Here is a 12,030-nt window from a genome sequence, read left to right on the forward strand (position 1 = left end):
CAGTGTGCCCCTGGTGTGACCTTTGGCCAGACGTCAGCCGCTGTGCGCAGCCATCCACTGCTCGAGCACCGGCGCGATCTTGGTCCGCCACTTGGATCCGTTGAAGATGCCGTAATGGCCGACTTCGGGTGCCATGTGATATTTCTTGAGCTTGGCTGGCAGCTTGGTCGCGATGGTCAGCGCCGCTTTGGTCTGGCCTAGCCCCGAAATATCGTCGCGCTCGCCTTCGATCGCCAAGATGGCAACGTCGGTGATCGCTGCCGGATCGACCTTGCGCCCGCGGTGCATCATCTCGCCCTTGGGCAGCGCGTGGCTCTGGAACACGACGTCGATCGTCTGGAGATAGAATTCGGCGGTCATGTCGCAAACCGAGCGATATTCCTCGTAGAACTTCATCGTCGAATCGGACGCTTCGCCGTCGCCCTGGACGAGATGCTTGAACATCTCCCAGTGCGAAATCATGTGGCTGCCCAGGTTCATCGTCATGAAGCCCGCAAGCTGCAGGAAGCCGGGATAGACCCGCCGCCCCGCGCCGGCGTACGTCGCCGGGATCGTCGCGATGACGTTCTGCGAGAACCAGCTGTGAGGACGCTCGGTCGCTAGCGTGTTGACCGCGGTCGGCGCCTCGCGGGTGTCGATCGGGCCGCCCATCATGGTGAGCGTTCTGGGCCGGTTGGGATGCTTGTCCGCGCTCATCAGCGCTGCGGCGGCGAACGCCGGAACCGAAGGCTGGCACACCGCCAGCATATGCGCGCGGGCGTCACCCTGCGCACCGATGTGCGCGAGAAACTCGACCAGATAATCGACATAGTCGTCGAGGTCGAACACGCCGTCGGCGAGCGGGACCAGCTTAGCGTCGCGCCAGTCGGTGATGTAGACGTCCGCCACCGGCAGCATCCGCTCGACCGTGCCGCGCAGCAGCGTGGCATAATGGCCCGACATGGGTGCGACGATCAGAAGCTTGGGACCACCCTCGACGCCCTTGCGCACGAAGCGCTTGAGCTGGCCGAACGGTTTGCGAAGCACGATTTCCTCGTGCACCTCGACCTGTTTGTCGTCGATCATCGTGAAATCAAGCCCGAAATCGGGCTTGCCACGCGGTGCCGAGGCATGCGCGAACACTTCGAGCGCCGAAGCGACCACGGGTCCGCCGCCGAAATAGGCGAAGGGGTTGGACGGATTGTTGAGCAGACCGGCGGAGAAATTGGCCCAGGCGCTGGCCCCGGCAAGGAGCGAGCGCTGAATCTCATATGCGTCGTAGAGCATGTAATTCCTTCCACCGTCACCCGTTGGAACGGCGGCGACTTATATTACTAATAGAACGCGCCGTGTTGCGGTGCAACGTTGTCATACCAAATCTTCCAAATATGAAACTGGTTCCCATTTCCCTCTCCCATCGGGAGCAAGAAGTGTTCCCCTCCCCGCGCATTCACGCTAGTTCCCCGCGCCATGGCCGAACCCGTCCCGCCTGCGCCCGCACCCCAGCCCCGGCGCAAGCTCAGCAATCTGCTCGTCGTGTGGAGCTTCACGCGCCGCTATCCGCTCCAGCTCGCCATGGCGACGCTCGCGCTGATCGGCTCGTCGGTTGCGACCCTGTGGATCCCGCGCACCTTCAAGCAGATCGTCGACAATGGTTTCGCCGCCGGCGCCGACACCAGCAAGATCGGCGTCCACTTCCAGGGCCTGCTGCTCGTCGTGCTCGTGCTCGCAGTCGCCACGGCAGTCCGCTTCTTCTTCGTTTCGTGGGTGGGCGAGCGCACCGTCGCCGACATGCGCACCGCGGTCCATCGCAACCTGCTGCGCCTGCCGCCCAAATGGTTCGAGGAAAACCGCCCGTCGGAGATCGCCTCGCGGCTCACTTCGGACACCGCGATTGTGGAAATGGTGGTCGGCAACACCGTATCGACGGCGCTGCGCAACCTGCTCACCGGCGTGGGCGGCATCATCTATCTGTTCACGCTGTCGCCCAAGATCGCGGCTTACCTGATCGTCGGCATCCCGGTGATCGTGCTGCCGATCGTCTGGCTCGGCGGCCGCGTACGCAATCTCTCGCGCTCCAGCCAGGACCGCGTCGCCGATATCGGCTCGATCGCCTCCGAGACGCTGGGCGCGATGCGCATCGTCCAGGCCTTCGGGCAGGAACGGCGTGAGGCGGAGCGTTTCGAAGACGCCGTCGCGCGCAGCTTCGCCGCCGCCAAGCGCCGCTTCGCGCTGCGTGCCGTGATGACCGCGGCGGTGATCGGCCTGCTCTTCACGGCGATCACGCTGATCATGTGGGACGCAGTGTACGGCGTCGCCGAGGGCCGCATCTCTGGCGGCTCGATCACCGCCTTCGTGATCACCGCGGGCCTCGTCACCGGCTCGTTTGGCGCGCTGACCGAAGTCTATGGCGAGCTCCTCCGCGGCTCGGGCGCCGCCAGCCGCCTTGCCGAGCTGCTGCGCGAGACCCCCGACATCGCCGCACCGGCCAATCCGATGCCGCTACCGCAGCCCCCGCAAGGCGCAGTGGCGTTTGCGGATGTCACCTTCCGCTATCCCACCCGCCCCGAAGTCGCGGCGCTCGCCGATTTCTCGCTCGACATCCGCCCGGGCGAAACCGTAGCGGTGGTCGGCCCCTCTGGTGCCGGCAAGTCGACGCTCTTCCAACTGCTCCAGCGCTTCTACGACCCCGAGACCGGCAGCGTCCGGGTCGATGGCGTCGATGTCCGCCAAGCCGATCCGGCCGATATTCGTGGCCGCATGGCGATCGTCCCGCAGGACACGGTGATCTTCGGCGCCTCGGCACGCGACAATCTCCGCTATGGTGCGTGGGACGCCGATGACGACGCCATCTGGGCCGCGGCGGAGGCCGCCAATGCCGCCGACTTCCTGCGTGAGCTGCCGCAGGGCCTCGACACCTTCCTCGGCGAAGCTGGCGCGCGCCTGTCGGGCGGCCAGCGCCAGCGCATCGCGATCGCCCGCGCACTGCTCCGCGACGCGCCGATCCTGCTGCTCGACGAAGCCACCTCCGCACTCGATGCGGAGAGCGAGCGCCTCGTCCAGGACGCGCTCGAACGACTGATGGAGCACCGCACAACGCTCGTCATCGCCCATCGCCTGGCGACGGTGCGCGCCGCCAACCGGATCATCGTGATGGACGAGGGCCGCATCGTCGAGACCGGCACCCATGCAGAACTGGTCGGCGCCGGCGGCCTCTACGCGCGGCTCGCAGCGCTGCAGTTCAACGACGCCTAGACTGTATCAGGGCCCACAGGTCCAGCTTCCACGGAACACCCGGCTGGCGCCATCCGGCCGCTGATAGGTCAGCGTCGCACTCTGAGGGGGCGACTCCCCACCGCCCCGGGGCGGACCGGCCACTGCGATTCGCAACACCACGCCCTTGCCGGCAAAGGTGCCGCCCTTCAGCATCCCGTCATAGCCGCCTGGCGCGCTGACGCGCTCGACATAGTCCCCGACCTTGATCACGCCCCAGGCGCGCTCCTTCGACGCGACGTCGCCCTTGGCGAGCAGTAACGTGGCATTGCGACCCTGCCCGAAGCTGCAGGCCAGTTCGCCCGAAAGCGCGGCATCGGTGATGTCCTTCTCGCCCAGCGGCGACAGCCGGATCTGGGACCCATCGCCACCAATGGTCTCGCCGTCCACGGCTCCCGAAGGCGACTGCGTCGGTGTCGGGCTTGGCGATGCTGGAACGGCCACCGGCGCGTGCGCGCTGGCGGCATTGTCTGTCGCCACCACGGGCTCAGGATCTGCAGCGGTGACGTTGCCGTCATCGGCCTGCGAACAGGCGGCGAGCGCGAACAGCGCCGCGACCGCCGCTCCGGGAAGCGGCATGCGCATGGATTTTGGGGGAAAGTTCATGCCCCGTCCAACGCCTGCCACCACAGGGCGAGTTCCGCCACGAGCGGCCCATCCGGGCTGTCCCGTGGCGAAATCGCGAGCGACCTCGCCGACTACGCGGCGGCGGCAGTCCAGGTCATCACGACATCGTCGCCATAGATTGCGTGGATCTCGGCGATTTCTTCCTGCGTGGGCAGCAAATGGTCGATCGCATGCGCGGGATGGGGATAGACGAAATTGTTCGCCGCCATCGGCAGCACCACGCCTTCGGCCACACCGGCCATGAAATAGTTGCCGTGATACTGATCGGGCGACGTCATCGGATCGTGCTGGCTCAGCACCTTGCCGATCGGTGCGAACTTCAGGTCCAGCCCGAACACGGCGTAGAGGGCCATGTCGACGAAGTTCAGATATTTGGCCGACCCGCGCAGATGCGTGTCCTGCGCGATCACCGCGAGCAGATTCTGCCGGGCATAATAGAGCGACCCCATGTCCTTCACGACCTGGTTGAACTCATGGCAGCCGTCATGATGGACGATCGAGCGGCGATCGCTCTCCTCGAGCATTACTTCGCGGACATAGGTCGGCAAGTCGCCGTGGAACAGGCGCATGCGCTTGGCCGCTTCGGGGTAAAGTCGCCGCGCACGCTCATAGGCGAAGCGCAGGTATGAGGCGCTGACGTCGACCAGATCGATGTCGAAGTCGAAGCTCTCGGCGCAGCCTGCAAGGTACGACGTCGAACCGCCCATGAACACGCCGACTTCGACGACGCGGTCGAACTGGCCGTTGAAGTCGCGGAGCGTGCGGACGAGGTCGAAATAATATTGGGCCGAGCACTGGTCCTCATAGTCGATATCGAGCGTGTGAATCCTCTCGACGATCCGGTCGAAGATGCGGTTCTGCCCCAGCAGCGGCCCGGCGGCCGAGACCGCACGATAGCCGCAGCCGATATGGCTCTGCAGGCGCTCGCGCAGCGCGGTGATGTCCTGCGCGCTTTCATACGGCTCGATGAAGGTTCCGAAGCTCATGTCTCTGCTGTCCCCAGCGCCGTAGTTAATCCGCGGCAGTCCGTTCTTTATAGAATGCTTTGCGCACACATGGAGCGAACGCCCGCCCGGGCTGGCGCTCCCGGAGATTTCAGAATATCGGGTATGCCAAAGCGGCGCACGCGACCGACGCGTGCCGATGGTATGGAGAGAGCAATGGCCGACCGAGAATTCGAGATCATCGTCTATGGCGCCACCGGCTTCACTGGCCGGCTGGTCGCCGAATATCTCGCGGCCAGCTACCCGCAAGTGAACTGGGCGATGGCCGGCCGCTCGCTGACCAAGCTCGAACAGGTCCGCGACGAAATCGGCGCCTCGGCGGACACGCCTTTGCTCACCGCCAACGCCGATGATCCCGCGGCGCTCAAGGCGCTGACTGCACGGGCGCAGGTAATCATCACCACCGTCGGCCCCTATCAGCTCTACGGCGAGCCTTTGCTCGCGGCGTGCGTCGAGACCGGCACCGCCTATGTCGATCTATGCGGCGAACCCAATTTCATGCATGCGATGATCGGCAAATATCACGAGGCCGCCAAGGCCAGCGGCGCGCGCATCGTCTTTTCGTGCGGCTTCGATTCCATCCCGTTCGATCTTGGGGTCTGGACGGTCGAGCAGGAAGCGATCCGCCGCTTCGGCAAGCCCGCGCCGCGCGTGAAGGGCCGTGTCCGCACGATGAAGGGCACCTTCTCGGGCGGCACCTTCGCCAGCGGCAAGGCGACCGCGATGGCGGCGGCCAAGGATCCCGCAGTGTTCAAGGCGCTGATCGATCCGTTCGCACTCACGCCCGGCTTCGAAGGGCCGAGCCAGCCCAAGGGCGTGCTCCCCGAATATGACGAAGCCGTCGGCAGCTGGGTCGCGCCGTTCATGATGGCGGTGATCAACACCAAGAACGTCCACCGTACCAACTTCCTCGCCGGCCGTCCCTATGGCGCGGACTTCCAGTATGACGAGATGATGGTCGCGCCGGGCCTGGGCGACATCGGCAAGGCCGCGGCCGAGGCGATCGCCAAGATGAATCCGATGAGTTCGGACAAGGGCCCCGCCCCCGGCGAAGGCCCGAGCAAGGAAGAGCGCGAGACCGGCCATTACGACATCGCCTTCATCGCCGAGATGCCGGGCGGCGAACGCGTCACCGCAAGCGTCAAGGGCGACCGCGATCCGGGCTATGGCTCGACCAGCAAGATGATCGCCGAAAGCGCGCTCTGCCTGCTCCGCGACGTCCAGGGCGAAGGCGGGATCTGGACCCCCGGCGCGCTGATGGCCGAGCCGCTCAAGGCCCGGCTTCAGGAGAAAGCGGGGCTGACCTTCACGATCGAATAGCGATCTGGGGAGCGGCTAGCGCTTGCGCCCCTGGTGCCGGATGTTCGCCGGGCGGCCGCGATGCTTGATCACGCGCTTCGGCCCCCGGCCGCGCTCCTCACGTCCGCCGCCGCTCGATGCCGAACCCTTGCCGTCGGGCAATTCGAAACGCAGCGCGCCCGAGACCGGGTTCGCCTCGGCCAGCCGCAGCTTCAAGCGCTGGCCCATCGCGAAGAACTCGCCGGTGTCCTCGCCGATCAGTCGCTGGCTCGCTTCATCGTAGCGGAAATATTCGGTGCCGAGATCGCGCACCGGGACCAGCCCGTCGCCGCCGATCCCGTCGATCGTCGCGAAGAAACCGAAATTCTGCACGCCGGTGATCCGCGCGTCCATCACTTCGCCGACATGCGCGGAGAGATAGGCGGCGACATAGCGGTCGATCGTCTCGCGCTCGGCCTCCATCGCGCGGCGTTCCAGCGTCGAGATGCTCTCGCCGATCCGGTCCATCGAGCCAGCCTCTTCGGCGGTCAACCCGCCCGGCCCGAGCTTGTACGCATCGACCAGCGAGCGGTGGACGATCAGGTCGGCATAGCGCCGGATCGGCGAGGTGAAGTGCCCGTAGCTGCCCAGCGACAGTCCGAAATGCCCGGCATTCTGGGGGCCGTAATAGGCCTGGGTCTGGGTACGCAGCACCTGCTGCATGACCTCGTCGCGGAAGTCCGCTTCGCCCACCAGCTCCAGGATGCGGTTGAAGGTCGCCGGCCTGATCACCTGGCCCAGCGCGAACTCCATGTCGTAGGTCTTCAGATATTCCTTGAGCGCGACGAGCTTCTCGCGTGCCGGCGGCTCGTGGACGCGGTACATCACCGGCGCCTTCTTCGCCTCGAGCGCCTTGGCCGCGGCGACGTTGGCGGCGATCATGTAGTCCTCGATCAGCTTGTGCGCGTCGAGCCGCTCGCGCGGCGCCACCGACAGGATCCGCCCCTTCTCGTCGAGCACGATCCGCCGCTCGGGCAAATCGAGGTCGAGCGGCTCGCGCTTCTCGCGCGCGCTGTTAAGCGCACGCCAGCAGTCCCAGAGATGGCGTAGCGCAGGCTCGATCGCATCGCGCATTTCCGCGCCGGGAGCGAAGCGATCGTCGAGCAAGGCGCGCGCGCTCTTCGGCCCGTCGATGATCGTCTGGGCATCGTCATAGGCGATGTTCGCGGCGATGCTCACCACCGCACGCGTGAAACGCCAGCTCTTGAGTTCGCCGTGCTTGCCGACCTGGATGTGGCAGGCCAGCGCCGCACGGTCCTCGCCTTCCTTGAGCGAGCAGATCTCTGCCGAGAGGATCTCCGGCAGCATCGGCACGACGCGATCGGGGAAATAGACCGAGTTGCCCCGCTTGCGCGCCTCGCGGTCGATCTGCGAGCCGGGCCGCACATAGAAGCTGACGTCGGCGATCGCGACCACCGCTTTCCAGCCGCCTTCGTTCTTGGGATCGTCGTCGGGCGCCGCCCACACCGCGTCGTCGTGATCGCGCGCATCGGCCGGATCGATCGCGACGATCGGCAAGTCGCGCAGGTCCTCGCGCGCACCGAGATCCTGCTTCGACACCCGCTCCGCTTCGGCAAGCAGCTCTTCCGAAAAGACGTTGGGAATGCCGTGCTTGTGGATCGCGATCAGCGAGAAGCTGCGCGGCGCGAACGGATCGCCCAGCCGCTCGACGACATGCGCGAAGATCCGCGGCGGCTTGCCTGCCTTGTTGGCGAGAACGAGGTCGCCCGGCTCGGCGCCATTGCGCTCGGAAATCGGGTAGGTGTTGCGTTCCTTCTTGTCGACGCCGTGCAGGAACAGCCGCCCGCCTTCCTCGCGAACGACGCCGAGCATCTGCTCCTCGCCGCCCGCAAGCTTCTTCATCGGGTGCGCGATCCAGCCTTTGCCGGCCTCTTCGGTGCGCGCGAGGATCCGGTCGCCGACGCCGAGCGCCGAGCGCTTGCCGCGCTGTTCGCGGACGCGCAGCCGCGGCACCGGGATACCCTCGGCCTCCCAGCGTTCGGGCACTGCCCAGACCATGTCGCCATCGGCATCGACGATCCGCAGCACGGTGACCTTGGGGACGCCCCCCATCTTGTGGAAGGCGCGGCCCGGGGCGCTGTCGATCAGCCCCTCGTCGCCCATGTCCTTGAGCAGCGCCTTGAGCGCGATCTTGTCCTGCGCATGCAGCCCGAACGCCTTGGCGATCTCGCGCTTGCCGGCGGGGGTCGGGGAGGTGGAAATGAAATCGAGGATCTGCTCCCTGCTGGGCAGTCCGGCTCTTTTGTTCTGTTTTGTCATTGACCCCGAAGATAGGGGCTCGCGGCAACTTGTCCAACTGCGTAACTGGCGGCGTGCACTATGATCTCCTCATCGTCGGCGGCGGGATCAACGGCTGCGCGATCGCCCGCGAGGCGTCGCTTGCCGGATTGAAAGTGCTGCTCGTCGAGCAGGACGATCTCGCCAGCCACACGTCCTCCGCCTCGACCAAGCTCATCCATGGCGGCCTGCGCTATCTCGAGACCTATGAGTTTCGCCTCGTCCGCGAAGCACTGCACGAGCGCGAGCGCCTGCTCGCTGCCGCGCCGCATTTGATCCGACCAATGACCTTCGTGCTGCCGCACGCGCATGCGGTCCGCCCGTGGTGGATGGTCCGCGCCGGACTGTGGCTCTACGATATGCTCGCCGGACGATCCTCGCTGCCCCGCTCGCGCAGCCTCCACGCAACCGACACCGCCTTCCTCGGCCCCTTAGCCGGCGACCATCGCGGCTTCGTCTATTCGGACGCATGGGTCGATGATGCCCGCCTGACGCTGGCCAACGCCCTCGACGCCGCCGCGCACGGTGCCGAGATCGCAACGCGGACCGAACTGACGTCCGCTGTCCGCTCCGGCAACGTCTGGTGGGCAATGCTCTCCGATGGTCGCGCCGTCGAAGCCCGGGGTCTGGTCAACGCGGCCGGCCCCTGGGTGCGAACGCTTCTCAACAAGCTATCTATTGCGACTCCTTCGCAGGTCCGGCTGGTCAAGGGCAGCCATATCGTCGTGCCGAAACTGTTCGAGGGAGACCACGCCTATATCCTCCAGCAGCCCGACCGCCGCATCGTCTTCGCCATCCCGTATGAGGACGAATTCACCGAGATCGGCACCACCGACATTGCAGTCGAGCGGCCCGAAGATGCGATCTGTTCGCAAGAGGAAACGCAGTATCTCTGCGACGCAGTGAACCGCTATTTGATTCGGAAAGTCTCGCCTGCCGATGTCGTCTGGACCTGGTCGGGCGTGCGCCCGCTCCACGACGACGGCGCGGCCAAGGCGCAGACCGTCACGCGCGATTACCTCCTCGAACTCGACGAGGATGGTTCACCGTTGCTCTCCATCTTCGGCGGCAAGATCACCACTGCACGCGCGCTCGCCGAAGAGGCCATCGAAAAGATCGGCCCGGCGCTGGGCATCGAGCCGCGTCCACGCACCCGTGCCCGTGTCTTTCCCGGCGGCGCGATCGCCGGGTTCGATCTTCACCTCGAACACGTCCTGGCGCGCTGGCCGTTCCTGGGCGAGGAACGGGCCCGCCGGATGGCACGTGCCTATGGAAATTTGCTCGGCGAGATGCTCGGCGATGTCGAAGACGAAGCCGGCATGGGCACAACGCTGGGCGCCGGCCTCACCGAGATCGAAGCGCGCTGGATGCACGACCGGGAATGGGCCCTTACCCCCGACGACGCGCTTTTCCGCCGCTCGAAGCTCGGGCTTCATCTCTCCCGCGCCGAGCGCGACGCCTTCGCGCGCTGGTGGAGCGCAACATTCGTTTAACCATTTGTCGATAGGTCCACCCCCGGGCGCGCTCTGCGGGGGCAGAAAAAATGGCAACAAGGCTTTCGCAATTCCGGACGGTTGGACCTGCGCTGGTAGAACAGCGCAGCGAGCCGCGGCATCGCATCATCGTCACCCGCGCCACCGTCCGCAAGCAAGGCAACACCTCGATCGAAGCGATCCTGCGCGACCTCTCGGTCTATGGTTGCCGCCTCGCCTGCACCAGTGAACATGGCGAAGGCGAACGCGTCTGGCTGCGCCTCCAGGAAAGCCTTCCCATCGCCGCCACGGTCATGTGGAACGACGGCGTCCATATCGGCTGCCGCTTCGATGCGCCGATCGAGCGGAGCCTGATGCGCTCGCTGACCCTCGTTATCTGCTGAACCCGTCCCAGTCGCCGAGTACGTTTGCGCGGGTGAACTTCGCGGCATCCGCAACGCTTAGCATCCGTCGCGTCGCCGAAGCCGGCCCCGCACCCGGCCCGTAGCTGGCATATTCGAACAGCCGCGCCTCCTGCGGAATCAACCTCCGCGGCTCGCCGTCGGGCCCCTTATACCCCATCCAGGTCCAGCCCTCGCGCCGGATATGCGCGTCCATCCAGCAATTGAGAAACACTGATTGGCCGGTCAGCGCCATGTTGCCGCCAGCGCGCCACGGCCGGCCGAGCCAGACCGACCGTGCCGGCACGCCACGCTCATGGCGCAGGCGGCAGCGTGAGAAGACGAGGCCATAGTCCTGCTCCAGCGGCGTGCTCGGTGCAGTGAGGAAGCCGAACTCGGTCGCGCCCGGCACAAAGCGCGTGACGATCTCGCACCCCTCGAACCACGTCGCTGCACCGCCAAAGATGAAGTCTACTCCGCCGACGATCCGGCAATCGGCGATCCGCGAGCGGCTCTGGACGTAGAGCGTGTCCTGATAGCCTTCGAGCCAGCAGCGCTCGACCAGCGTCCGGTCCGCCTCGCGACCGATCACCAGTGCCACCGCCTGCGCGCCATTGCCGGCATTGTCGCGCCTAGCGCCAATATAGTCGAAGCTGTTGCGGATGGTCAGATTGCGCAGCGTGGTGCCCGGCGCTGCGATGGTCAGCGTGCCGGTGCGCCCGGTGCCCCAATTGTTGCCGTCGGGATGCTTGAGCCCGGCATAAGTGCCGAAGTTCAGCACCGTGCCGCGCCCGCTGCCGACGATGGTCACGTTGGGAACAGCGATCGTCAGCTTCTCGACCAGCACGCCTTCGCGCACGAATATCCGGAACGGACGTCCGCCTGCCGCCGCGGCCGCTTCGAGTGCCTTGCAGAGCGTGCCGGTGCGGGGATCGACGATCGCGTCCCAGCGCTCCTCGGCCTGCGCGGCGATGGGCAGCATCAGCGCCCCGGCCAGCACCGTCCGTCGATCGACCATATTCCCTTCCCCGGTTACCAGCGATAGTTGAAGCTCACGCTGATCCTTTTGCCCTTTCCGGATCCCGCCGGCACTTCATGCCGCAGCCAGCTTTCCCACAGCAGCACGGTGCCCGGCTCGGGCACGATTTCGACGAAGTTCTGCAGGCTCTCCGGTGCATCAGGGCGCCGCGGCGGGGCGGCCATCATCATTGCGTGGCGCGGATCCTCAAGCTTGAGCCCGCGCGATCCGACCGGAAGTGCGACATAGAGGGTGCCCGAGACCACGCTGTGCGGATGGATATGCGCGCTGTGCCCGCCCTTGCCGTCGAGCACGTTGACCCACAGGCTGTCGAGCTTGAGCTTCTTGCCGCCCAGTTCGAATCCGCACGCGTCCGCGAACTTCGCGACATGCCTGTCGAGCAGCCTCTTGAGATCGGCGAACGCCGGATCGCGGATCGGCAAGTCGTTGAGCGAGGCATAGGAGGTATAGCCCCGATAGCCATGCTCCTTCGCCCAGCCGCGGCCCGCCCGGTCGTCTTCGGCAAGCTGGAGGCAGGAGGCTTCGAGCTCCTCGATCAGCGGGTCGTCGCCCAATGCCTCCTGATAGAGCAAGGAAGCGAAGAGGGAACGGACCGCCAC

The 12,030-nt window shown here is 66.0% G+C and carries 10 protein-coding genes; 4 read left to right on the forward strand and 6 right to left on the reverse strand.

Annotated elements, in window-relative coordinates; genetic code table 11:
• Window positions 1-33: 33 nt before the first annotated feature.
• Entirely contained in the window at window positions 34-1,266 is a 1,233-nt protein-coding gene (locus tag BXU08_RS08725) for a polyhydroxyalkanoate depolymerase (protein WP_077509707.1), read from the reverse strand.
• 183 nt (window positions 1,267-1,449) lie between these two features.
• Here BXU08_RS08725 and BXU08_RS08730 point away from each other — a divergent pair, with 183 nt between their 5' ends.
• Complete coding sequence (locus tag BXU08_RS08730) at window positions 1,450-3,234, forward strand: ABC transporter transmembrane domain-containing protein (protein WP_077509708.1); 1,785 nt, start codon at window positions 1,450-1,452, stop codon at window positions 3,232-3,234.
• Window positions 3,235-3,240: 6 nt separating this feature from the next.
• Here BXU08_RS08730 and BXU08_RS08735 read toward each other — a convergent pair whose 3' ends face one another.
• Window positions 3,241-3,831 (reverse strand): hypothetical protein, encoded by a 591-nt coding sequence (locus tag BXU08_RS08735; RefSeq protein WP_150125476.1) that lies wholly within the window; start codon window positions 3,829-3,831, stop codon window positions 3,241-3,243.
• 119 nt (window positions 3,832-3,950) lie between these two features.
• Window positions 3,951-4,865: a class I SAM-dependent methyltransferase gene (locus BXU08_RS08740; RefSeq protein ID WP_216352913.1), complete on the reverse strand. Its 915-nt coding sequence runs from the start codon at window positions 4,863-4,865 to the stop codon at window positions 3,951-3,953.
• 174 nt (window positions 4,866-5,039) lie between these two features.
• On the opposite strand from BXU08_RS08740, the gene BXU08_RS08745 reads away from it, so the two are divergent.
• Window positions 5,040-6,203 carry a trans-acting enoyl reductase family protein gene (locus BXU08_RS08745; protein WP_077509710.1) on the forward strand — a complete coding sequence of 388 codons (1,164 nt, stop codon included), beginning with the start codon at window positions 5,040-5,042 and terminating at the stop codon, window positions 6,201-6,203.
• A 15-nt stretch (window positions 6,204-6,218) separates the two neighbouring features.
• On the opposite strand, the gene rnr is transcribed toward BXU08_RS08745, so the two are convergent.
• A complete protein-coding gene (gene rnr, locus BXU08_RS08750; protein WP_077509711.1) occupies window positions 6,219-8,501 on the reverse strand; it encodes a ribonuclease R in 2,283 nt (760 codons plus the stop codon).
• A 29-nt stretch (window positions 8,502-8,530) separates the two neighbouring features.
• Here rnr and glpD point away from each other — a divergent pair, with 29 nt between their 5' ends.
• Window positions 8,531-10,012 (forward strand): glycerol-3-phosphate dehydrogenase, encoded by a 1,482-nt coding sequence (gene glpD / locus BXU08_RS08755; protein WP_253190558.1) that lies wholly within the window; start codon window positions 8,531-8,533, stop codon window positions 10,010-10,012.
• A 50-nt stretch (window positions 10,013-10,062) separates the two neighbouring features.
• Window positions 10,063-10,395 carry a PilZ domain-containing protein gene (locus BXU08_RS08760; RefSeq protein WP_077509713.1) on the forward strand — a complete coding sequence of 111 codons (333 nt, stop codon included), beginning with the start codon at window positions 10,063-10,065 and terminating at the stop codon, window positions 10,393-10,395.
• Here BXU08_RS08760 and BXU08_RS08765 read toward each other — a convergent pair.
• Window positions 10,385-11,410 carry a pectinesterase family protein gene (locus BXU08_RS08765; RefSeq protein WP_077509714.1) on the reverse strand — a complete coding sequence of 342 codons (1,026 nt, stop codon included), beginning with the start codon at window positions 11,408-11,410 and terminating at the stop codon, window positions 10,385-10,387. The two genes, BXU08_RS08760 and BXU08_RS08765, sit on opposite strands and share 11 nt — an antisense overlap.
• Before the next feature lie 14 nt (window positions 11,411-11,424).
• The gene (locus BXU08_RS08770; protein WP_253190559.1) at window positions 11,425-12,030 is read right to left on the reverse strand and encodes a TIGR02466 family protein; all 606 of its coding nucleotides are present in this window, start codon (window positions 12,028-12,030) and stop codon (window positions 11,425-11,427) included.

Origin of the sequence: Sphingomonas sp. LM7, assembly GCF_002002925.1 — a bacterium.
GTDB lineage: Bacteria > Pseudomonadota > Alphaproteobacteria > Sphingomonadales > Sphingomonadaceae > Sphingomonas.